Annotated in this window: 19 protein-coding genes; 14 read left to right on the forward strand and 5 right to left on the reverse strand. The window is 58.0% G+C overall.

Translation table 11 applies throughout. The features are described from left to right. Positions 1 to 44: 44 nt before the first annotated feature. From dnaA to TM1040_RS04315, 4 genes are all read left to right on the forward strand, one after another. The gene (gene dnaA, locus TM1040_RS04300) at positions 45 to 1,457 is read left to right on the forward strand and encodes a chromosomal replication initiator protein DnaA (RefSeq protein WP_011537372.1); all 1,413 of its coding nucleotides are present in this window, start codon (positions 45 to 47) and stop codon (positions 1,455 to 1,457) included. A 281-nt stretch (positions 1,458 to 1,738) separates the two neighbouring features. Then, positions 1,739 to 2,860 (forward strand): DNA polymerase III subunit beta, encoded by a 1,122-nt coding sequence (dnaN, locus tag TM1040_RS04305; protein ID WP_011537373.1) that lies wholly within the window; start codon positions 1,739 to 1,741, stop codon positions 2,858 to 2,860. A gap of 65 nt (positions 2,861 to 2,925) precedes the next feature. After that, positions 2,926 to 4,023 (forward strand): DNA replication/repair protein RecF, encoded by a 1,098-nt coding sequence (gene recF, locus TM1040_RS04310; RefSeq protein WP_044026625.1) that lies wholly within the window; start codon positions 2,926 to 2,928, stop codon positions 4,021 to 4,023. After that, positions 4,020 to 4,640, forward strand: coding sequence for a LysE family translocator (locus TM1040_RS04315; protein ID WP_011537375.1), 621 nt, complete (start codon positions 4,020 to 4,022; stop codon positions 4,638 to 4,640). The genes recF and TM1040_RS04315 overlap by 4 nt, the downstream gene beginning before the upstream one ends. Here TM1040_RS04315 and TM1040_RS04320 read toward each other — a convergent pair. Continuing rightward, on the reverse strand, positions 4,633 to 5,220 hold the full coding sequence (locus TM1040_RS04320; RefSeq protein ID WP_011537376.1) for a TetR/AcrR family transcriptional regulator: 588 nt from the start codon (positions 5,218 to 5,220) through the stop codon (positions 4,633 to 4,635). The genes TM1040_RS04315 and TM1040_RS04320 overlap by 8 nt on opposite strands. 115 nt (positions 5,221 to 5,335) lie before the next feature. Between TM1040_RS04320 and TM1040_RS04325 the strand changes: the two genes are divergently transcribed. Further along, positions 5,336 to 5,929 carry an NAD(P)H-dependent oxidoreductase gene (locus TM1040_RS04325; protein ID WP_011537377.1) on the forward strand — a complete coding sequence of 198 codons (594 nt, stop codon included), beginning with the start codon at positions 5,336 to 5,338 and terminating at the stop codon, positions 5,927 to 5,929. Between the two features lie 85 nt (positions 5,930 to 6,014). After that, positions 6,015 to 8,432 carry a DNA topoisomerase (ATP-hydrolyzing) subunit B gene (gene gyrB / locus TM1040_RS04330; RefSeq protein WP_011537378.1) on the forward strand — a complete coding sequence of 806 codons (2,418 nt, stop codon included), beginning with the start codon at positions 6,015 to 6,017 and terminating at the stop codon, positions 8,430 to 8,432. On the opposite strand, the gene radC is transcribed toward gyrB, so the two are convergent. From radC to dnaK, 3 genes are all read right to left on the reverse strand, one after another. Further along, the gene (radC, locus tag TM1040_RS04335; protein ID WP_011537379.1) at positions 8,429 to 9,205 is read right to left on the reverse strand and encodes a RadC family protein; all 777 of its coding nucleotides are present in this window, start codon (positions 9,203 to 9,205) and stop codon (positions 8,429 to 8,431) included. The two genes, gyrB and radC, sit on opposite strands and share 4 nt — an antisense overlap. Before the next feature lie 137 nt (positions 9,206 to 9,342). Continuing rightward, positions 9,343 to 10,500, reverse strand: coding sequence for a molecular chaperone DnaJ (gene dnaJ, locus TM1040_RS04340; protein ID WP_011537380.1), 1,158 nt, complete (start codon positions 10,498 to 10,500; stop codon positions 9,343 to 9,345). Between the two features lie 76 nt (positions 10,501 to 10,576). Continuing rightward, positions 10,577 to 12,505, reverse strand: coding sequence for a molecular chaperone DnaK (gene dnaK, locus TM1040_RS04345; RefSeq protein ID WP_011537381.1), 1,929 nt, complete (start codon positions 12,503 to 12,505; stop codon positions 10,577 to 10,579). 207 nt (positions 12,506 to 12,712) lie between these two features. Between dnaK and TM1040_RS04350 the strand changes: the two genes are divergently transcribed. Beyond that, positions 12,713 to 13,315 (forward strand): alpha-ketoglutarate-dependent dioxygenase AlkB family protein, encoded by a 603-nt coding sequence (locus tag TM1040_RS04350; protein WP_011537382.1) that lies wholly within the window; start codon positions 12,713 to 12,715, stop codon positions 13,313 to 13,315. 16 nt (positions 13,316 to 13,331) lie between these two features. Here TM1040_RS04350 and TM1040_RS04355 read toward each other — a convergent pair whose 3' ends face one another. After that, positions 13,332 to 14,153: an ABC transporter permease gene (locus TM1040_RS04355; RefSeq protein ID WP_044026970.1), complete on the reverse strand. Its 822-nt coding sequence runs from the start codon at positions 14,151 to 14,153 to the stop codon at positions 13,332 to 13,334. Positions 14,154 to 14,273: 120 nt separating this feature from the next. On the opposite strand from TM1040_RS04355, the gene cysQ reads away from it, so the two are divergent. The 7 genes from cysQ to TM1040_RS04390 all read left to right on the forward strand — a co-directional run bounded on the left by cysQ (position 14,274) and on the right by TM1040_RS04390 (position 21,900). Further along, positions 14,274 to 15,071 carry a 3'(2'),5'-bisphosphate nucleotidase CysQ gene (gene cysQ, locus TM1040_RS04360; RefSeq protein ID WP_011537384.1) on the forward strand — a complete coding sequence of 266 codons (798 nt, stop codon included), beginning with the start codon at positions 14,274 to 14,276 and terminating at the stop codon, positions 15,069 to 15,071. Then, positions 15,072 to 15,872, forward strand: coding sequence for a 3-deoxy-manno-octulosonate cytidylyltransferase (locus TM1040_RS04365; protein ID WP_011537385.1), 801 nt, complete (start codon positions 15,072 to 15,074; stop codon positions 15,870 to 15,872). A 150-nt stretch (positions 15,873 to 16,022) separates the two neighbouring features. Then, on the forward strand, positions 16,023 to 16,916 hold the full coding sequence (gene galU, locus TM1040_RS04370) for a UTP--glucose-1-phosphate uridylyltransferase GalU (RefSeq protein WP_011537386.1): 894 nt from the start codon (positions 16,023 to 16,025) through the stop codon (positions 16,914 to 16,916). A gap of 100 nt (positions 16,917 to 17,016) precedes the next feature. Continuing rightward, a complete protein-coding gene (galE, locus tag TM1040_RS04375; protein WP_011537387.1) occupies positions 17,017 to 18,000 on the forward strand; it encodes a UDP-glucose 4-epimerase GalE in 984 nt (327 codons plus the stop codon). Between the two features lie 16 nt (positions 18,001 to 18,016). Further along, a complete protein-coding gene (locus TM1040_RS04380; protein ID WP_011537388.1) occupies positions 18,017 to 19,078 on the forward strand; it encodes a glycosyltransferase family 2 protein in 1,062 nt (353 codons plus the stop codon). Positions 19,079 to 19,216: 138 nt separating this feature from the next. Next, on the forward strand, positions 19,217 to 20,203 hold the full coding sequence (locus tag TM1040_RS04385; protein WP_011537389.1) for a glycosyltransferase family 2 protein: 987 nt from the start codon (positions 19,217 to 19,219) through the stop codon (positions 20,201 to 20,203). Further along, entirely contained in the window at positions 20,200 to 21,900 is a 1,701-nt protein-coding gene (locus TM1040_RS04390; RefSeq protein WP_011537390.1) for a beta-1,6-N-acetylglucosaminyltransferase, read from the forward strand. Before TM1040_RS04385 ends, TM1040_RS04390 begins: the two co-directional genes overlap by 4 nt. The last annotated feature ends 3 nt before the right edge of the window (positions 21,901 to 21,903 follow it).

The raw sequence follows: 21,903 nt of genomic DNA on the forward strand, positions 1-21,903 counted from the left end.
ACAGGCCGTGAAACGGCCACAACACAGGATGCGTGAGGCGCAGCATGACAGACGACACATGGGGTCTACTAAGAAAACGTTTGCTAAAAACGGTCGGGCAGAACAACTTCACCACTTGGATCGAGCCGCTTGAGCTGGACCAGGTGGATGGCGGCGTGGCGACGTTCCACGTGCCCACAAATTTCATGGGGAATTATGTGAGCCAGAACTTTGCAGATCTGATCCTGCATGAGTTCAACAAATCTGGCGAAGCTGTACAGCGACTGGCGTTCAAGGTCGCGGCCAATTCTCCGACCCGCCCGGTGCAACCAACGATGTCCGAAGCGATCGAGGAACCTGCCCCGCTTCAGACAACCGTTGTGGATCAACTGGGCAATCAAGAAGGGAATACGTCTGTGAAATCGCCGCCAGAAGACCTTCAGGCAGCGCCGCTTGACCCCCGTTTCACATTCGACAGTTTTGTGGTCGGCAAACCCAACGAGCTGGCACACGCGGCCGCGCGCCGTGTGGCCGAAGGTGGCCCGGTGACGTTCAATCCGTTGGTCCTTTATGGCGGCGTGGGTCTTGGTAAGACACACCTGATGCATGCGATCGCGTGGGAGTTGAAAGAGCGCAATCCCGAGCTGAACGTCCTGTATCTTTCCGCCGAACAGTTCATGTATCGGTTTGTTCAGGCGCTGCGCGAGCGCAAGATGATGGATTTCAAACATCTCTTCCGCTCTGTTGATGTGCTGATGGTGGATGACGTGCAGTTCATCGCCGGCAAGGATTCTACCCAAGAGGAGTTCTTCCATACCTTCAATGCGCTGGTGGACCAGAACAAGCAGATCATCATCTCAGCCGATCGCGCACCCGGCGAGATCAAGGATCTCGAGGATCGCGTAAAGTCGCGCCTGCAATGTGGTCTGGTGGTGGATCTGCATCCAACCGACTACGAATTGCGTCTGGGCATCCTTCAGACCAAGGTGCAGCAGAACCGCAAGAACTACCCGGATCTGAAAATCGCAGATGGTGTTCTGGAGCTGCTTGCGCACCGGATCTCGACCAATGTGCGCGTGCTCGAAGGCGCGTTGACACGCCTGTTCGCCTTCGCTTCCCTTGTGGGACGCGAGATCGACATGGACCTTACGCAGGATTGTCTTGCGGATGTGCTGCGCGCCTCCGAGCGCAAGATCACCGTCGAGGAAATCCAGCGCAAGGTGTCGGAGTATTACAACATCCGGATGTCGGATATCATCGGCCCCAAGCGCCTGCGGTCTTATGCGCGCCCGCGTCAGGTGGCGATGTATCTGTGCAAACAGCTGACCAGCCGCTCGCTACCGGAAATCGGGCGCCGTTTTGGTGGTCGGGATCATACCACCGTTATGCATGGTGTGCGTCGCATCGAAGAGTTGAAGACCATCGACGGCCAGATCGCCGAGGATGTGGAGATGCTGCGCCGCTCGCTCGAGGCGTAATGCACCGGTAGAATTGGCAGGCTGCGCCTCAACAGGTCTGCCAAGGTTTTTGCGGCCCCGGATGCCCACCGGGGCCGTTGCCATTTTTGGCGCGGCAATTGAGACGCATCTTGGATTGTTTTGCGACTTTGTGGTCGGGTGCGTCGCTCTGCTCTTGACGCTCCGCTCAATCCCTTGGAGAAATCAATAAAAACCTTGTGTTGAAGGGTAGGAACGTTAATCTGCCGCTCCGCTCGAACCACATGTTTCCAAAGACTGCCAGCCGAAGAGGATAGAGGGAAATGAAGATCAGCATTGAACGCGCAACGCTTCTGAAGGCTGTGGCCCAGGCGCAGTCGGTGGTTGAGCGCCGCAACACCATTCCGATCCTCGCCAATGTCCTGATCGAGGCCGAAGGCAGTGATGTGATGTTCCGCGCAACCGACCTCGATATCGAGGTCGTCGACAAGGCGCCCGCACAGGTGGAGCGTGCAGGCGCCACCACCGTTGCGGCCACCACATTGCATGAGATCGTGCGCAAGCTGCCCGACGGGGCACTGGTCACGCTCGATGCCGACGCGGCCAGTGGTCGCCTCACTGTGGAGGCTGGCCGGTCGAATTTTTCGCTGGCAACGCTGCCGCGAGAAGATTTTCCGGTTATGGCGACGTCGGAGTATCACTCCAACTTCACGGCAAATGCCGCCATGTTGCGGCGCCTGTTTGACAAGTCAAAGTTTGCGATCTCCACCGAAGAGACGCGCTATTACCTGAACGGTGTCTATATGCATGTGGCCACCGGTGAAAGCGGTGGCAAGGCGCTGCGCTGTGTGGCAACCGACGGGCACCGTCTTGCGCGTATTGATGCGGATTTGCCGATGGGTGCCGAGGACATGCCAGGCGTGATCGTGCCCCGCAAGACTGTGGGCGAGTTGCGCAAACTCCTCGACGAGGACGACATGGATATCGCTGTCTCTGTCTCAGAGACCAAAGTGCGCTTTGCCACGCCCAATATCACTCTGACATCCAAGGTGATTGACGGGACTTTCCCCGATTACACCCGCGTTATTCCGGTCGGCAATACCCGCCGTCTGGAGGTGGATGCCAGTGAGTTTGCGAAAGCTGTGGACCGGGTTGCCACGGTGTCTTCAGAGCGGTCACGCGCGGTAAAGCTGCAACTTGATGAAGATCGGCTTGTGTTGTCGGTGAATGCCCCTGACAGCGGTGCAGCCGAAGAAGAGCTGGCTGTTGCCTATAGCGACGAGCGGTTGGAAATCGGGTTTAACGCGAAATATCTTCTGGAGATTGCCAATCAGGTTGATCGAGAGAATGCCGTGTTCATGTTCAACTCTTCTGGTGATCCGACATTGATGCGCGAAGGCAGCGACGAAAGCGCGGTCTATGTGGTCATGCCGATGCGCGTCTGACCGGTGTTGCAACGGGTCTGACGGCCCGGCCTCCGGCGGAGGTATTTTTGAAAAGATGAAGCCCCGTGTTGGCACTGACGTCCCTGTTCATGTCTCACTTCCGCTCGCATTTGCGGGCGGATTTGCATTTGGATACGCGCCCGGTCGCGATCCACGGCAACAATGGTGCGGGCAAGACCAATATCCTTGAGGCAGTATCGTTGTTTTCCCCGGGGCGGGGGCTCCGGCGCGCCTCCGCGGCAGATATGGCGCGCCAGCCAGAGGCCCTGGGATGGAAGCTTCGGGGTGTGCTTCAGTCCTCCGGCCAGGCCTATGAGGTGGAGACCTCCTCTGAAGTTGGTAACGCCAGACAGGTCAAGATCGACAACAAGAGTGCAAGCCAGGTTGCGCTCGGGCGGATCGCTCGCGTTGTCTGGTTGGTTCCGGCGATGGATCGCTTGTGGATCGAGGGGGCTGAAGGGCGGCGGAGATTTCTCGATCGCATCGCGCTCAGTTTTGATCCGGATCACGCTGAGGCAAGTCTTTCCTATGAAAAAGCAATGCGGGAGCGCAATCGCCTGCTAAAGGACAACGTCCGGGATGCGGCATGGTATCGCGTACTTGAGGGGCAGATGGCCGAAACCGGCTTTCGCATCCATCAGGCCCGTATGGATGCGGTGGCACGGCTGACAGCTGCTCAAGCTGAGGCAGAGACCGCATTTCCGGTGGCGCAGTTGCAGCTTGTGCAGGCCGAAGGGGATATGCCCGCCAGTGCCGAAGCGCTGCGCGAAATGCTGGATGCTGGACGGATGCGCGATCTGACGGTTGGGCGAACCCTGGTCGGGCCACACCGAAGCGATTTGATTGGCACCTTTTTGGCCAAGGGGTTGCCAGCAAAGGATTGCTCCACAGGAGAGCAAAAGGCGCTGTTGGTCTCCTTGATCCTCGCCAATGCGCGCGCGCTGCAGGCACAGGAAGGTGCGGCCCCGATTCTGCTGCTGGACGAAGTGGCGGCGCATCTGGATGCGGGGCGGCGGGCCGCGCTCTATGACGAGATTTGCGCGTTGGGCACGCAGGCCTGGATGACGGGCACGGGACCTGAGCTGTTTCAAGAATTGGGCTCCCGCGCGCAACATTTGACCGTGAGCGATCGGGGCGGGACAAGCGAGGTTACACTGCAATGAGTCTGAGCCTTTGGGATCTGGTGATTTATGCCAGCGCTGTTTTTGTGCTGTTTCTGACGCCCGGACCGGTCTGGCTGGCCTTGGTGGCGCGGGCGATGTCTGGTGGATTTCACGCTGGGTGGCCGTTGGCGCTTGGAGTGGCGATTGGCGATGTGGTCTGGCCTCTGGTCGCCATCCTCGGAGTCGCGTGGATTACCGCGGCCTCAGCCCAGATTGCACTGGTCTTGAAAGGCGTCGCCGTTCTCGTGTTTGTGCTTATGGGACTCTCGACAATCCGCAGTGCGGGTCAGCCGATTTCAACAAACAGCCGTTTGACCAAGCCCGGACGATGGGCTGGGTTTGTGGCGGGCGTGATTGTTATTCTTGGCAACCCGAAGGCTGCCTTGTTCTATATGGGGATCTTACCCGGGTTCTTTGATCTGTCGCAGGTGACATCGGCAGATATTGCCCTGATTTGCGCGGTTTCCATGGCGGTGCCGCTGATTGGAAACGTGATGCTGGCCGGATTTGTGAGCCAGGTGCGGGTGCTTCTATCGTCTCCGGTGGCGTTACGACGCATGAATCTCGGTGCCGGCTACCTGTTGATCGCTGTCGCCTGCATAATCCCCTTCACTTGAGGAGCCATTGCTCAAGATAGGGCACAAGAGCCTTTGACGGTGGTGGGGTGTTACTGTGTTCCATGCAGAAACCCGTTGCAAGGACATGGTTGAGAAAGCCCTGTATGCCTTCCGCCAGAAGCTCGGGATTGCCGTTTTGGGAAATCTGCCCCTTGGCCTGCATATTGGTTATCCAACGGATGAACAGTGCGATCTGGCGCAGGAAGCCTTCGGTGACGACTTCTTCGATTTCGGCGCCAGTGGTGCCGGAGTAGCGTAGCAACAGATCAAAGATGATCCGATCCTGGGATATGAAATCCAAGAGTGGCGCGAGTCGCTGCGCGATTTCTGCCGGGCTACTTGGTGCAGGTGCGTCTTCCATGTCCTCAATGTAGCGCATGACGCGCGCGCCCAGGATCACTGCCAGCAATCCGTCCTTGTCTCCGAAATGAGAAAAGAACGTGCCCTTTGCAACGCCGGCCTGCGCAACCACGTCTTCGACCCGCAATGCAGAAACACCATGTGAATCAATTATTTCTGCGGCAACCGTCAGCAGTTTAGCACGTGTTTCTAGGCGTCTTCTCTGCGGCGCGCGACCCATGTCTGAATGTCTCCCACATCTAATAAATTGACCAGGGTCAAAAATAAACTTGACCGCGGTCACTTATGGGGTCATTAAATTGACCGAAGTCACATTTAGCAATGCGGAGCCACAAATGTCCACGCGAAAGATTCTCGTTCTGAATGGCCACCCCGGTCAAAATTCGCTCAATAAATCCCTTGCCGATGCCTATCGGCGTGCTGCCGAAGCCGCCGGGCATGAGTTGCGGTATCAGGATCTGTCCCAGATGCAGTTCGATATGGATTTTGGCGAGGGGGGCTATCACGACACAAAGCCGTTGGAGCCCGCGCTGCAATCCTTTGTGGCAGATCTCGAATGGGCGGAGCATCTGGTGGTGACCACGCCACTTTGGTGGGGGGCGTTCCCAGCAAAACTCAAAGGTCTGTTTGACCGGGCGCTGTTGCCGGGGCAGGCGTTTGACACGCGCAACACAAACGCCTTTGGTGTGCCTGCGCCGATGATGACCGGCAAGACCGCACGCGTCATGCTGACCAGCGACACGCCGTCCTGGTTCCTGCGTCTGCTCTACGGCAATGCCATCAAGAAGATCATGTCACGTCAAATCCTCGGCTTTGTCGGCATCAAGCCTGTGCGCTACACCAGCTTTGCGGCGGCCTCACATCCCAAGCCCGGACAGGCGGATCAATGGCTGAAAACAGTGGCTAATCTGGGGCGTGCGGCAGCGTGATTCAGCCAAGAAAAAAGGGGGCTTGCGCGTGACATCTCCCCTCGGAACGCGTATAAAATCCGAAAGCAAGAATAGGATCACGTGAATGTCCGAAAACGAGCAAGCCCCAGCAGAATATGGCGCAGATTCCATCAAGGTTCTCAAGGGGTTGGAGGCCGTGCGCAAGCGGCCTGGCATGTATATCGGCGACACCGATGACGGCTCCGGTCTGCACCACATGGTTTACGAAGTCGTCGACAACGGCATCGACGAGGCGCTGGCCGGCCATGCGGACCGGGTGACGGTCACGATCCACGCCGACTCCAGCGTCTCCGTGAGTGATAATGGTCGTGGTATCCCGGTTGATATCCACGCCGAGGAAGGCGTCTCCGCAGCAGAAGTCATCATGACCCAGCTGCACGCGGGCGGTAAGTTCGACAGCAATTCCTACAAGGTCTCCGGCGGCCTGCACGGGGTCGGCGTATCCGTTGTGAACGCGCTGTCGGATTGGCTCGAGTTGCGCATTTGGCGCAATGGCAAAGAACACGTCGCTCGCTTTGAGCGCGGGGATACCGTGAAACACCTCACCGTGGTGGGGGATTGTGGCGATCGCACCGGGACCGAAGTGCGCTTTTTGGCGTCTACCGATACGTTCTCCAACCTCGAATACTCCTTCGAGACACTGGAAAAGCGCCTGCGTGAACTGGCGTTTCTCAATTCAGGCGTGCGGATCGTGGTGGCGGACGAGCGCCCGGCCGAACGTCTGGAGAGCGAGCTTTTCTACGAGGGCGGCGTCAACGAGTTTGTGAAATACCTCGATCGCTCCAAAACCCCGGTGATGGATGCCCCGATCTATATCAAGGGCGAAAAAGACGACATCGGCGTTGAGATCGCGATGTGGTGGAATGACAGCTATCACGAGACGGTGCTGCCCTTCACCAACAACATTCCTCAGCGTGATGGAGGCACCCATGTGGCGGGCTTCCGTGGCGCGCTGACGCGGACCATCAACAGCTACGCGCAATCCTCCGGCATCGCGAAAAAGGAGAAAGTCTCCTTCACCGGCGACGACGCGCGCGAAGGCCTGACTTGTGTGCTCTCTGTCAAAGTCCCGGATCCCAAATTCTCGTCCCAGACCAAGGACAAACTGGTCTCCTCTGAGGTGCGCCCAGTTGTAGAGAGCCTGATGGGGGAAAAACTTGCCGAGTGGTTCGAGGAAAACCCCAACGTTGCCAAGCAGGTGGTCGGTAAGATCATCGAAGCGGCTCTGGCGCGCGAGGCCGCCCGCAAGGCGCGCGAACTCACACGTCGCAAAACCGCGATGGACGTGAATTTCCTCGCCGGAAAGCTCAAGGATTGCTCGGAGAAAGACCCCGCCAAGACCGAAGTCTTCCTTGTCGAGGGGGACTCTGCGGGGGGCTCGGCGCAGACTGGACGCGACCGCCAAACCCAGGCGATCCTGCCCTTGAAAGGTAAGATCCTGAACGTGGAGCGCGCGCGCTTTGACCGGATGCTCTCGAGCCAGGAAATCGGCAATCTCGTGATGGCCCTGGGCACGGGCATCGGCCGTGACGAGTTCAACATCGAGAAACTGCGCTACCACAAGATCGTCATCATGACCGACGCGGACGTGGATGGGGCGCACATCCGGACGCTGCTGCTCACGTTCTTCTATCGCCAGATGCCGGAACTCATCGAAGGTGGCTATCTCTATATTGCGCAGCCGCCGCTTTATAAGGTCAGCCGTGGCAAGTCCGAGGTGTATCTCAAGGACCAAGCCGCGATGGACGACTATCTGATCAATCAGGGCGTCGACGGCGCGTTGCTGCGTCTGGGCGACGGGTCCGAGATTGCGGGTCAGGATCTCACGCGTGTCGTTGATGAGGCACGCCGTCTGAAGCGTCTTTTGGACGCGTTCCCGACGCATTACCCGCGTCACATCCTTGAACAAGCTGCCATTGCTGGGGCTTTTGTGCCCGGAGCGGTGGATGCGGATCTGCAGGGCGTTGCGGATAAGGTTGCGGCACGACTTGATTTGATCGCGCTGGAGTATGAGCGCGGCTGGCAGGGCCGTATCACGCAGGATCACGGCATCAGGCTGGCACGTATCCTGCGCGGGGTTGAAGAGGTCCGCACATTGGATGGTCCGATGCTGCGCTCTGGCGAAGCGCGCAAGACCGGTAGCTTCACCAAGTCGCTCCAAGAGATTTACGGAGCCCCGGCCACACTGCATCGCAAGGATCGTCAGCAAGCGATCTACGGTCCTCTAGATCTCCTTAAGGCGATTTTGGAGGAAGGTGAAAAAGGTCTGACTCTCCAACGCTACAAGGGTCTGGGCGAGATGAACCCCGATCAGCTCTGGGAAACGACGCTGGATCCTGATGCAAGAACCCTGCTGCAGGTGCGTGTCGATGACATGATCGAGGCAGATGATCTCTTTACCAAGCTGATGGGCGACGTGGTGGAGCCGCGCCGCGAGTTCATCCAGAAAAACGCCCTGAGTGTCGAGAACCTCGACTTCTAAAGCAGGCCTTCGGAGCGAAAGGACAGCTCGTCCGACGCTCCGATGATCAGGTGGTCATGAAGCGTGATGTCGAGTGCGCCGAGGGCGGCCCCCACCTTGCGGGTCATGCCGATATCCGCCTGAGAGGGGGTCGGATCGCCTGACGGATGATTGTGGACTAAAATCAGGGCGCTGGCGTTGAGCTCCAGCGCCCGTTTTGCAACCTCTCGCGGATAAACCGGGACGTGATCCACGGTGCCGCGAGCCTGTTCTTCATCCGCGATCAAGATGTTCTTTCGGTCGAGATAGAGCACGCGGAACTGCTCTGTCTCACGATGTGCCATTGCTGTATGGCAGTAATCCAGCAGTGCATCCCAGCTTGCGATCACCTGGCGTTGAAGGACACGCGATCGCGCCATGCGCTGCGCTGCGGCCTCAAAGATCTTGAGATCGCAGATTACAGCCTGTCCGATGCCTTGCACCTCAGCGAGCCGCTCCGGAGAGGCGGTCACAACGCGGTTGAGGTCGCCAAAACTGGCAAGAAGCTGATGCGCCAAGGGCTTCACGTCCTTGCGTGGAATGGAGCGAAAGAGGATCAGCTCCAGGAGTTCATAGTCCGGCAGGCCGATTGCCCCTGCGCTCATAAAGCGTTCGCGTAAACGGGCGCGATGATCTCTGATATAGGATGGGATCCGCCCCTGCATGATGGGCAGGAGAGGCGCCTCGTCACTGTCGCCATTCGCGCCCTCAAAGAGGGGCAGCATATCTTCCTCAAAGCGTTCTGATTTCCCCATGCTGCCATGGTGTCGCCTTAATGGTTATCAAAGTGTTAACAGCGCTGGCGCAGATCGTGAGGCTACCAAAAAGAAAAACGCCCCGAAGGGCGTTTTGCACGTCAAGACGGGCCAGATGGCCCGTCAAAGGGGGGTAATCACCCTTTCATTCCGTCCCAGAAGCTCTTGACCGAGGAGAAAAAGCTGCGCGTTTCAGGGTTGGTGTTTTCCTCTGAAATCTCGTCAAACTCCTTCAGGATCTCCTTCTGGCGCGGCGTCAGGTTGACAGGTGTCTCCACCGCAAGTTCGATGAACATGTCACCGGTCCCACCGCCACGCAGCGCAGGCATGCCTTTGCCTCGTAGGCGCATCTGGCGGCCCGACTGGCTGCCTTCGGGGATCTGGACACGCCCGCGACCACCATCGATGGTGGGCACCTCGATGGCGCCGCCCAGCGCCGCCTTGGCCATGGAGACAGGAACCCGGCAGTGAAGGTTGTTGCCTTCGCGCTCAAAGAGTTCGTGGCGTGCGACCTCGATAAAGATGTAGAGATCGCCCGGAGGTCCACCACGCAGGCCTGCCTCGCCTTCGCCAGCGAGACGGATGCGGGTGCCGGTTTCAACACCTGCAGGAATGTTCACCGAGAGCGAGCGATCTTTTTCCACGCGGCCATGGCCGTTACAGGTCTTGCAGGGGTTTTTGATCATCTGGCCCAGACCCGAACAGGTCGGGCAGGTCCGTTCCACCGTAAAGAAGCCCTGCTGCGCGCGGACCTTCCCCATCCCCGAACAGGTCGGGCAGGTTGTTGGCTCTGCGCCGCCCTCGGCACCTGTACCCTCACAGGAGGTGCAACTTACGGAGGTGGGCACGTTGATGGTCTTGTGAAGGCCGGCAAAGGCTTCCTCAAGCGACAGGCGCAGGTTGTAGCGCAGGTCCGCGCCGCGAGTTGCGCGCTGGCGCGCGCCCGCGCGCCCGCCTCCTCCGCCCATGAAGTCGCCAAAGAGGTCGTCAAAGACATCCGAAAAGGCAGAGGAGAAGTCCCCTCCAGGGTGACCGCCTGCGCGTCCACCGCCTCCGCCACCCATGCCGTTTTCAAAGGCGGCATGACCATAGCGATCATAGGCTGCCTTGCGTTCCGGATCTTTCAGAACGTCATAGGCCTCATTGGCTTCTTTGAACTGGGCTTCTGCGTCCGGGTTGTCCGCATTGCGATCCGGGTGCAGCTCTTTGGCCTTCTTGCGAAAGCCCTTTTTGATTTCGTCGGCGCTGGCCCCCTTAGAGACACCGAGCACCTCGTAATAGTCACGTTTTGACATCGGAAAATCCCTTCTGCCTCAACGAAAGAGGGCCGGTCCGGGATCGGACCGGCCCATCTTTGGCCAAGGTGCTGCCTTAGCGCTTGTTGTCGTCCAGATCTTCAAACTCGGCATCAACGATGTCGTCGTCACCGGGGCCTGCGGAAGCATCTTCATCAGCGGCAGAGGGCTCGTCCGCGCCACCTTCTTCGGCTTGTGCCTTGTAGATCGCCTCGCCCAGACGCATCGCCGCTTCGGTGACGTTCTGGATGCCGGATTTGATCTTCTCGGCATTCGCCTTGTCGCCTTCGAGATCGTCTTTGAGCGCCGCAATCGCCAGTTCAATCGCCTCGATGGTCGAGGGATCAACCTTGTCGCCGTGATCTTCGATCGATTTCTCGGTCGAGTGGATCAGGCTCTCGGCCTGGTTGCGTGCTTCGATGAGCTCGCGACGTTCCTTGTCAGCCTCGGCATTGTCCTCGGCGTCCTTGACCATCTTTTCGATGTCCTCGTCGGACAGGCCACCAGACGCTTGGATGGTGATCTTCTGCTCTTTGCCAGTGCCTTTGTCTTTGGCGGACACCGAAACGATACCGTTGGCGTCGATGTCAAAGGTCACTTCGATCTGAGGCATGCCGCGCGGTGCGGGCGGGATGTCTTCGAGGTTGAACTGACCGAGCATCTTGTTGTCGGCTGCCATTTCGCGTTCACCCTGGAATACGCGAATGGTCACGGCGTTCTGGTTGTCCTCGGCGGTGGAGAAGACCTGAGACTTCTTCGTCGGGATCGTGGTGTTGCGGTCGATCAGGCGGGTGAAGACGCCACCAAGGGTTTCGATGCCGAGCGACAGCGGGGTCACGTCGAGAAGAACAACGTCCTTCACGTCACCCTGCAGAACACCAGCCTGAATGGCGGCGCCCATGGCAACCACTTCGTCCGGGTTCACACCCTTGTGCGGCTCCTTGCCAAAGAATTTGGTCACCTCTTCGATGACCTTCGGCATGCGGGTCATACCACCGACCAGAACCACCTCGTCAATGTCGGACGCGGACAGGCCAGCATCCTTCAGCGCGGCGGCGCAGGGCTTCATGGAGTTCTTGATCAGGTCGCCCACGAGGCTTTCGAGCTTTGCGCGGGTCAGTTTGATGACCAAGTGCAGCGGCTGGCCAGACGACGGGTCCATCGAGATGAACGGCTGGTTGATCTCGGTCTGCGAAGAGGACGACAGCTCGATCTTGGCTTTCTCTGCCGCTTCTTTCAGACGCTGAAGCGCCATCTTGTCTTTGGTCAGGTCGACGCCATGCTCTTTTTTGAACTCATCCGCGAGGTAGTTCACGATGCGCATGTCGAAGTCTTCACCACCGAGGAAGGTGTCACCGTTGGTGGATTTCACTTCAAACAGGCCATCGTCGATCTCGAGGATGGTAACGTCAAAGGTACCGCCACCAAGGTCATAGACTGCGATGGTCTGGGTTTCGGCCTTGTCGAGGCCATAGGCCAGCGCCGCTGCAGTCGGCTCGTTGATGATGCGCAGCACCTCGAGGCCAGCGATCTTGCCGGCGTCTTTGGTGGCCTGACGCTGGGCGTCGTTGAAATACGCAGGAACGGTGATGACCGCTTGCGTCACTTCTTCGCCAAGATAGCTCTCGGCGGTTTCCTTCATCTTACCAAGGATGAAGGCGGAAATCTGGGAGGGGGAGTACTTCTCGGACTTCGCTTCGACCCATGCGTCGCCGTTGCCGCCGTTGATTACGGCGAAGGGCAGGTTTTTCTTGTCCTTGGCGAGGTCGCTGTCGTCAAACCGACGGCCAATGAGGCGCTTCACACCAAAGATGGTGTTGTCCGGGTTGGTCACGGCCTGGCGTTTTGCAGGCTGTCCAACAAGGCGCTCTTCATCGGTGAAGGCAACGATCGAAGGGGTGGTGCGTGCACCCTCGGCGTTTTCGATCACGCGCGGCTGAGAGCCGTCCATGATGGCAACGCAGGAGTTGGTGGTCCCGAGGTCAATCCCGATCACTTTGCTCATTGTGTTCGATCCCTTTTACTTCATAAGGCGATTACCCGAAGCCGAAACCCGTTTTGGCATTCCGGCCCCGATTCAGTTGCGGTAGGAACAAGATCCGACCGCTTCTCGGCGTATATAGGGAGCGAAATTCACCCCTGCAACCGCGCGATTGCCCTGTCATAGGCAATTATCAGCGGTTTTGCGACAAACAGAGTAAAGATAGGGTAAATGACACGGCTGAAGGTGCGTGGATTCGAAATCCATAAGGGATTTCTATCAGTGCAGGCCCAAAAGGAGCTGATCTCAGCGCTGCGTCCAGTGCTACGGGCGGCCCCTTTATTTTCGCCTGAGGTTCCAGGGGGCGGGCAAATGTCCGTGCGGATGACCTCTGCGGGAGAATATGGCTGGTTCAGCGATCCCAGCGGCTATCGCTATGAAGGCAAACATCCCTCGGGGCGTAAGTGGCCGGAGATCCCGTCAGAAGTTCTAAACGTTTGGACCACTCTCGTTGATCGAGAGCGCCTTCCCGATTGTTGCCTCTTCAACTACTATGGAGAAGGCGCGCGGATGGGACTTCATCAGGACAAGGATGAAGCGGATTTCTCCTTCCCTGTGGTGTCGATTTCTCTGGGTGACGATGGGCTGCTGCGCCTTGGGGGTACCTCGCGCAAAGAAAAGACCCAGACGGTTTGGCTCAATTCGGGAGATGTTGTGGTAATGGGTGGCGAGGCTCGCCTCGCGTATCACGGGATCGACCGTATCCGGTTCCGCTCCTCGCGCTTGCTGCCCAAAGGGGGGCGCGTGAACCTGACGCTGCGCGTTGTAACGTAGTGGGAGTGTCGCAGGATTAGCGCCGTGCACCCCAGCTGAGCGAGACCGCGCGTCTTGTGTAAAACTCTCCCATCAGCCCCAAGACGAGGAAGATAAGCGCAAGCCACATGGTGTACTCCCACCAGGTGACATGGGGATTATAGTTGATGAAGATATAGCCACGTGCCTGATCGATCGTATGGAACAGAGGGTTCCAGATGAACATTGGCAGCATGTAGCCCGGCAGGGTGTTCGCCAGCACCATTTTGCCTGAAAACAACATGTTGGAGCGCTGGTAAATCGTTGAAATGATCCCGATCGCACTTGGCATCCAGGGTTTCAGAACATAGAGTACCAGGCCGATTGCAGCCCCGGAGGCCCAGGCCAATAGCAGCATGCCAAAGGCGGGGACCGGCTCCTCGATGTGGATCGGGGTAAATGCGACATGATACGCAAAGAGAATGATCAACATCGACAACACCTGCAGATAAAGCGCCCCAAGGGCCGCGGACAGGATTGCGATGGTTGTGTTCATCGGGGCGTGCTGCATCATGGGGCTCGAGGCCCCTTCGGCACCTACCACGGCGCCCACGGTTTTGGTGTGGGTCATGAACAGGAACACGCCGGACATCATGTAGAGTAGAAAGTCGCCCCGGATGGCGGCACCCTTGATGCCCATGACCGTGAACATGAAGTAGAAAAACATCACGAACAGCACGGACTGGATGATGTTGATCCCGAGCGCCATAAAGGCGTTGTTGTGCTTCGAACGCACGCTACGCACCACTGAATGAAAGACAACTTCACTCAGCGTGATGGCGCGGGACAGCGGTGACTTATCGGTGCGATATCGAAACATGGCCTCAGAATTCAGCAGCAAGTGGCTTATTCTCACATGGATTTCTTGCTGATCCATTGAGAAGCAAGCATAAGAAGCGCAAACCTTTGTGGCAATAAGTAGGTCTTTGGGAGACTCCGAGTGAATTATGATGATCTGGTAGTGGTGATGCGGCGCTTGGCTCTGGAAGCGGGTGACAAGATCATGGAGATCTACAACTCCGATGATTTCGACGTGAAGCAGAAATCAGACGATAGCCCTGTTACCGTTGCGGACGAGGCGGCAGACGCATTGATCTCGGCGGGGCTGCGCTCGGCTTTTCCTGACGTGATGCTCGTCACCGAAGAGCAAGCCGAGTCTCATAGCGCAACAGGCGATACATTCCTGATTGTTGACCCTCTGGACGGCACCAAGGAATTCATCAATCGCCGTGGCGACTTCACCGTCAATATCGCCTATGTCGAGGCAGGCGTGCCCACGCGCGGTGTGGTCTACGCGCCCGCCAGAGACCGTATGTTCTACACTCTTGCCGATGGATCAGCGGTCGAGGAAAAAGGCCCCTTCAGCAAGAATGAAGTGGGCGAGACCACGGCGCTCAAAGTGGCTGAGAGCGACAATAGCGCTCTGCTTGTGGTCGCGTCGAAATCCCACCGCGATCAGGCCACAGACGATTACATCAACAAATACAGCGTGAAAGACACTCGCAGCGCAGGGTCTTCGTTGAAATTCTGCCTTGTTGCGACGGGCGAGGCCGATCTTTATCCGCGCGTTGGCCGCACGATGGAGTGGGATACGGCGGCAGGGCATGCTGTTCTTTCGGGCGCTGGTGGCCGCGTTGTGCGTTTTGATGATCACAACCCGCTGCGGTACGGCAAGGACGGATTTGCGAACCCGTTCTTTATCGCCCACGCGCCTGCGGTCGAGTTGAAAGACGCGTAAATGTCCGTTCTGATTGTCATTCCCGCGCGTTACGCCTCTACACGGTTTCCCGGCAAGCCTTTGGCTGAACTGACTGGCGCAACAGGTAAGACGCGGTCGCTTATCGAGCGCTCCTGGCGTGCGGCCTGCGCCGTGAATGGCGTGGACCGCGTGGTGGTTGCAACAGATGACGATCGCATCAAAGCGGCGTCAGAAACCTTCGGGGCTGAGGTCGTAATGACCTCAGAGACATGCGCCAATGGCACCGAGCGCTGCGCCGAGGCGCATGCAGCCCTCGGGGGAGGCTATGAGGTGGTGGTGAACCTTCAGGGCGACGCCCCACTGACACCGCCTTGGTTCATCGAGGATCTGATCAATGGCCTTCAGGCGGCAGAAGGAATGGGGCTGGCGACGCCCGTGCTGCGCTGCGATGGCGCCACGCTCAACAGCTTGCTGGAGGATCGCCGTGCTGGGCGCGTTGGGGGAACCACTGCGGTCTTTGGGGCAGACCATAGCGCGCTCTATTTTTCCAAGGAAGTGATCCCATTCCAGTCTGGCAGGTATTCTGACGCAGAGTGCACTCCAGTCTTTCATCACGTTGGCGTATACGCCTACCGCCCGGACGCGCTTCTGGCCTATCCCACGTGGCCAGTTGGTCCGCTTGAGACACTAGAAGGCCTCGAACAGCTGAGGTTCCTGGAGAATGGCCGTAAGATTCTCTGTGTCGAAGTCGATGCAAGAGGACGGGAGTTCTGGGAGCTGAACAACCCAGAAGATCGGCCGAAAATCGAAGAAATGATGCGAAAAATGGGCGTCGAATAGGCTAATGCCCGCAAAATAGGCGAATTTTCTCGCCTTGGGTCGGAAACCTGTGACGCCGTCACAGGATTGCGATAGAGTTATGTTACTGTGGTGGAAGAGTTGAGCCAGACCCGGCTCCAAGTCGTCTTTGATAGACCAACGAGAGTGTAAATGCCTAGAAAAGTTACAAAAGCTATTTTCCCTGTTGCCGGTCTTGGCACGCGTTTTTTGCCTGCCACGAAGTCTGTGCCCAAAGAGATCATGACTCTCGTTGACCGGCCTCTCGTGCAATATGCCATCGACGAGGCGCGCGCTGCTGGCATCAAGGAATTCATCTTTGTGACATCTCGCGGCAAAGGAGCGCTTGAAGACTATTTCGACCACGCGCCTGTTCTGGAACAGGAACTGCGCAAAAAGGGCAAGGATCAGCTTCTCGAAGTTCTCAAGGCGACCAATATGGGATCAGGAGATATTGCCTATATTCGTCAGCACAAGGCGCTGGGCTTGGGCCATGCGGTCTGGTGCGCGCGCCGTCTGATCGGGGATGAGCCATTTGCGGTGATGCTGCCTGACGATGTGATCGCGGCCGACAAGCCCTGCCTTCAGCAGATGGTCGAAGCCTATGCTGAAACCGGCGGCAACATGGTGGCAGCGATGGAAGTTGCGCCAGAGAAAACGTCGTCTTACGGGATCCTCGACGTCAAGGATAGCAAGGATGCCGTGATGCCGATCAATGCGATGATCGAAAAGCCGAGCCCCGAAGAAGCGCCCTCGAACCTCGCAGTGATCGGGCGTTATATTTTGTCGCCTTCGGTGCTTCAGAATCTCAATAAGCGCAAACAAGGGGCGGGCGGGGAGATCCAACTGACCGACGCGATTGCGGAGGATATTGCGCGGGACGTGCCGGTTTGTGGCTACCGTTTCAAAGGGCGCCGCTTTGATTGTGGCTCCAAGTCTGGGTTCTTGCAGGCTACGGTCGCCTTTGCGTTGGAACGTGAAGAACTGCGCGATGATCTCATGGAGTATCTTTCGACCCTGTCGGCCCATCGACAGGCTGCTGAATAAGCTTTACCGCGTTTTAAACGATCAAGCCTGCTCCCTTTGAAAAAGGGAGTGGCTTCTGAGAAAATCATAGCAGAATTCCAAAGCCGGGAGGCAGACACGCATGGCCAATGTGCTGGTCACAGGAGGGGCGGGCTACATTGGCTCGCACGCATGTAAAGCTCTGAAACAGGCAGGCTATACGCCAGTCACATATGACAATCTGGTCACGGGCTGGCAGGATGCGGTGAAGTTCGGCCCCTTCGAACAAGGCGATCTGACCGACCGGGGCCGCCTTGATGAGGTGTTTGCACAATATAAACCTGTGGCCGTGATGCATTTTGCAGCCCTGAGCCAGGTGGGCGAGGCGATGTCCGAGCCGGGACGGTATTGGGCGAACAATGTTGGCGGCTCGCTCTGCCTGATTGAGGCAGCCGTGGCGGCAGGGTGTCTGGATTTCGTCTTTTCGTCCACCTGCGCGACATATGGCGAGCACGACAATGTGGTTCTGGACGAGAATACTCCGCAGCAGCCTTTAAATGCCTATGGTGCGTCCAAGCGGGCGGTCGAGGATATCTTGAAAGACTTCGAAGCCGCGCATGGCCTGCGCAGCGTGATCTTTCGGTATTTCAATGTCGCGGGCGCAGATCCTGAGGCCGAGGTGGGAGAGTTCCACCAGCCTGAAACCCATTTGGTGCCACTGATGATTCAGGCGATCAAAGGCGAGCGGGCGGCGCTTACTGTGTTTGGGACCGACTATGACACCCCAGATGGCACCTGCATTCGCGACTATGTCCATGTCTGCGATTTGGTGGATGCTCATATCCTTGGCCTGAAATGGCTTGAGGATGGCAAAGGCAGCCGCGTGTTCAACCTTGGCACCGGCACCGGGTTTTCCGTCAAGGAAGTGCTGTCGCATTCTCATGCCGTAACGAATACCGAAGTGCCGCATGTCATCGGCCCGCGCCGTGCGGGCGACTGTACCAAGCTGGTGTCCGGCTCGGTGCGCGCCGGAGAGGAACTGGGCTGGGAGCCGAAGCGCTCCACCATGGACCAGATGATCTCTGACGCATGGCGCTGGCACCAAAGCGGCCACTACGAGCGCTGAGGTGAGCGCACCGCCGATGCCCAAGATCTCGCTGATGGCCGCCTACCGGTTGCGCCTGAAGCGGCGGCGGTGTCTGTGGCGGGCCTATCGGGCAAGGCGACAGCTTCGGTGCATCGTCGACAACACCATCAACATAGGGCGCGATGATATTCTCGTGGTGGTGGTGCTGCGCAATGAAGCGCAGCGCCTACCATATTTTCTGGAGTATTATCGTCGGCTTGGCGCAGCGCATTTTCTGGTGGTGGATAACACGAGCGAAGATGGCAGCCTTGCCCTGCTGCAACGCGAAGCCCGGCGTGGCGATCTCTCGCTTTGGCAAACCCACGACAGCTATCGCGCGAGCCGCTTTGGGATTGATTGGTCGGGCTGGTTGCTGATGCAACACGGCAGTGGTCATTGGTGCCTGACGGTCGATGCCGACGAGCTGCTCGTCTATCCCGGCATGGATCAGATGGACTTGCCAATGCTCACGCAAAGACTGGATCAGATCGGGCTGGAGGGATTTGGCGCGCTGATGCTTGACCTCTACCCAAAGGGGCCGCTCGGCACGCAAGAGTATCGCGTTGGGCAAGACCCGACAGAGGTGCTCCGGTGGTTTGATGCGTCACCCTATCACGCTGTGCGGCAGGCCCCGCAGGGCAACCTTTGGCTTCAAGGTGGCGCGCGGGCGCGCATGTTCTTTGCTGACACCCCAGAGCGGGCTCCGACGCTCAACAAGATCCCGCTCATGCGATGGCATTGGCGCTACGCTTACACGAATGCGACGCATGCGCTTTTGCCGCCTCGGCTCAACGCGATTTATGGTGGGACCGAAGGACAGGCACCTTCGGGCGTGCTCCTTCACACCAAGTTCCTGCCAGAAATCGTAAGCAAGTCGAAACAGGAGCGCAGCCGCGCAGAGCATTTCCACAACCCGACCCTCTTTGAGGGGTATTACGCACAGATTGAAACCAAGCCTGATTTCTGGCATCCAGATTCACAAGAGTATCACAGCCCCGAACAGTTGGCCGAGCTCGGGCTTTGTCGGGGATTTGACGCGCGTACCACCGTTGCGGGTGGACAACGTAACCAGTTCTAAACACATTGTTTCCTATTCGTGGACATGACATATTGATGCGACCTTGCGTGGCTTGAGGCGAGCCATGCCTGTATCGGGGTCTTGGGGCAGACTCCGAAGAGCGGGGACACAGATTTGGGGCTTTGGGATTCTTACCGGATGCGGATCAGGCGCAAGCGCCGGATCCTGCGTGCGTTGCGCAAGTCCCGAAACCTGCATTGCGTGCAAAATAATACCTCTCGCATCCGCCCGGGCGATATTCTCCTTGTCTGCACCTTTCGTAATGAACAGGTCCGCCTGCCCTATTTTCTGCAGTATTACCGCAGCCTTGGGGTGAACCACTTTCTGTTCATCGACAATGGATCCACCGATGGGGCACAGGGCTATTTGGCTGGCCTGCAGGATGTATCGGTCTGGAACGCGCAAGGCAGCTATAAGCGCGCCACCTTTGGTGTCGACTGGGCCAACGCCCTACTGCGCAAATATGGTCACGGGCACTGGTGTCTCGTGGTCGATGCGGATGAGCTTTTTGTTTATCCGTTCTGCGATACGCGTCCGATCCGGGCGCTGACCGATTGGCTCGACAGCTCTCAGATCCGCAGTTTCTCGGCCATGCTGCTGGATATGTATCCCAAAGGTCGTGTGGATGAGGTGCCGTATAAGCCCGGTCAGGACCCCCTTGAGATCACGCAGTGGTTTGACAGCGGCAACTATTCGATCACGCGCAACAAGCGCTATGGTAACTTGTGGATCCAAGGCGGGCCTCGGGCGCGGGTGTTTTTTGCCGACCGCCCCAAACTGGCGCCTGCCCTCAATAAAATCCCTCTGGTCAAGTGGGATCGGCGCTATGCCTACGTCAGCTCCACCCACATGCTTTTGCCGCGCGGGCTCAATCAGGTCTATGAAATCAATGGTGGCGAGAAGGCCAGCGGGATCCTGATGCATACGAAGTTCCTCGACACTTTTCCGGCCAAGGCGGAAGAGGAGTTGAAGCGGCGCGAACATTATGCAGGGTCGGTCGAATACCAGGCCTATGTCAAAGAAGCCGAGAGCAGTCCGGAGCTTTGGTGCAAGTGGAGTGAGAAATACATCAACTGGCGCCAGTTGGAGATTCTTGGCCTCATGTCCAAAGGAAACTGGGCATGAGCAACGTTGGCGTGATCATGTTGGTGCATACGGCCCTCGAGCGGGCCGAGCAGGTCGTGCGCCACTGGACCGCCGCGGGCTGCCCAGTAGTGCTGCATGTAGACCGGCAAGTGAGCAAACAGGTGTTTCAGGAGTTCTGCGCGCGCCTGAAAGACGACCCCCTGGTACGCTTTTCGCGCCGCCACAGATGTGAATGGGGGACCTGGGGCATTGTGGCCGCCTCTCAAAGCGCGTCTGAATTGATGCTCTCCGAGTTCCCGGATGTGAGCCACATCTATCTGACCTCCGGGTCCTGCCTGCCGTTGCGCCCGGTGAAAGAGCTGCAAACATACCTCGCGGCTCGGCCCGACATTGATTTCATCGAAAGCGCCACAACCTCGGATGTCCCTTGGATCGTTGGGGGTCTCAGCACCGAGCGCTTTACGATGCGGTTTCCCTTTTCCTGGAAACGGCACCGCAAGCTGTTTGATCGCTATGTCCGGCTGCAACGGAAACTGAAGTTGCGACGTCGGATCCCGGCCGGATTGGTCCCCCACATGGGGAGCCAATGGTGGTGCCTTACTCGACGCACTTTGACGGCCATTCTCACGGATGCCGACAGAGCGCGGTATGACGCGTATTTTCGTCACGTCTGGATCCCGGACGAGAGCTACTATCAAACGCTTGCCCGGCTCCATTCCGACAATATCGAGAGCCGGTCGCTGACCCTTTCGAAGTTCGACTATCAGGGCAAACCGCATGTGTTCTATGACGATCACCTGCAACTCTTGCGGCGTTCCGACTGTTTTGTCGCGCGCAAGATCTGGCCGCATGCAGAGCGGCTCTATCAGGCCTTCCTGTGCCCATCGGCCACTGACATCAACCGCACAGAGCCCAATCCGGGCAAGATCGACAGGATTTTTGCCAAAGCGGTGGAGCGGCGCATCCGAGGGCGCAAGGGGCTCTACATGCAGAGCCGCTTTCCCGCCAAAGGAGTCGAAAGCCAGCAGACCTGTGGGCCGTATTCGGTGTTTCAAGGTTTTTCCGAATTGTTTGAGGATTTTGAAAGCTGGCTGGCGCGCGCAACCGGTGCGCGCGTGCATGGCCATCTTTTTGCGCCTGAACGGGCCGAATTCGCGGGGGAGCAGAGGCTGTTCAACGGCTGTCTGAGCGACAGTGCGCTCCTGCGCGATCGAAACCCCCAGAGCTTTCTGTCGAACCTGATCTGGAACACACGCGGCGAGCGGCAGTGTTTCCAATTCGGACCCCATGACACCCAGAGCATCAACTGGTTTATCGCGCAGGACAGCAATGCGCAGATCTCGGTGATCTCTGGGGCATGGTCTGTGTCCCTGTTTAAGACTAACCGAAGCTTTAGCGATCTTCGGCGCGAGGCGGCAAAGCTGCAGCGCATTGAGGCTGAGCATCTCAAGATCTTGCGAGGGCGCTGGACCCATGCCCGGATCCGGGTCTGGAGCATGGCGGAGTTTATCGAGGCGCCGATGGAAAACCTGCAAACCATCGTGGATGAGATCGGTCCCATGTCCCGTAGCCATATACTAGAAGCGCCGCAGATGGTGGATCTCACAGGGTTTGGCCAGTTCCTGCAAAATCTGAAAAATCAGGGGATGCACCCCTATTTGATGGGGGATTTCCCCGCGCGCTCTGCGCCAAAGCAACCCATGCGCCAGGCGCGCAAAACCTATATCGTGAAGTAATCC

Source organism: Ruegeria sp. TM1040 (assembly GCF_000014065.1).
Classification (GTDB): domain Bacteria; phylum Pseudomonadota; class Alphaproteobacteria; order Rhodobacterales; family Rhodobacteraceae; genus Epibacterium.

Coding starts and splice junctions, on each gene's coding strand:
- dnaN (WP_011537373.1), top strand. CDS start 1,739: ATGAAGATCAGCATTGAACGCGCAACGCTTCTGAAGGCTGTGGCCCAG.
- dnaA (WP_011537372.1), top strand. CDS start 45: ATGACAGACGACACATGGGGTCTACTAAGAAAACGTTTGCTAAAAACG.
- dnaK (WP_011537381.1), bottom strand. CDS start 12,505: ATGAGCAAAGTGATCGGGATTGACCTCGGGACCACCAACTCCTGCGTT.
- radC (WP_011537379.1), bottom strand. CDS start 9,205: ATGGGGAAATCAGAACGCTTTGAGGAAGATATGCTGCCCCTCTTTGAG.
- TM1040_RS04390 (WP_011537390.1), top strand. CDS start 20,200: ATGAGCAACGTTGGCGTGATCATGTTGGTGCATACGGCCCTCGAGCGG.
- galU (WP_011537386.1), top strand. CDS start 16,023: ATGCCTAGAAAAGTTACAAAAGCTATTTTCCCTGTTGCCGGTCTTGGC.
- TM1040_RS04320 (WP_011537376.1), bottom strand. CDS start 5,220: ATGGGTCGCGCGCCGCAGAGAAGACGCCTAGAAACACGTGCTAAACTG.
- TM1040_RS04325 (WP_011537377.1), top strand. CDS start 5,336: ATGTCCACGCGAAAGATTCTCGTTCTGAATGGCCACCCCGGTCAAAAT.
- TM1040_RS04385 (WP_011537389.1), top strand. CDS start 19,217: ATGCGGATCAGGCGCAAGCGCCGGATCCTGCGTGCGTTGCGCAAGTCC.
- galE (WP_011537387.1), top strand. CDS start 17,017: ATGGCCAATGTGCTGGTCACAGGAGGGGCGGGCTACATTGGCTCGCAC.
- TM1040_RS04315 (WP_011537375.1), top strand. CDS start 4,020: ATGAGTCTGAGCCTTTGGGATCTGGTGATTTATGCCAGCGCTGTTTTT.
- TM1040_RS04365 (WP_011537385.1), top strand. CDS start 15,072: ATGTCCGTTCTGATTGTCATTCCCGCGCGTTACGCCTCTACACGGTTT.
- dnaJ (WP_011537380.1), bottom strand. CDS start 10,500: ATGTCAAAACGTGACTATTACGAGGTGCTCGGTGTCTCTAAGGGGGCC.
- gyrB (WP_011537378.1), top strand. CDS start 6,015: ATGTCCGAAAACGAGCAAGCCCCAGCAGAATATGGCGCAGATTCCATC.
- TM1040_RS04380 (WP_011537388.1), top strand. CDS start 18,017: ATGCCCAAGATCTCGCTGATGGCCGCCTACCGGTTGCGCCTGAAGCGG.
- TM1040_RS04355 (WP_044026970.1), bottom strand. CDS start 14,153: ATGTTTCGATATCGCACCGATAAGTCACCGCTGTCCCGCGCCATCACG.
- TM1040_RS04350 (WP_011537382.1), top strand. CDS start 12,713: ATGACACGGCTGAAGGTGCGTGGATTCGAAATCCATAAGGGATTTCTA.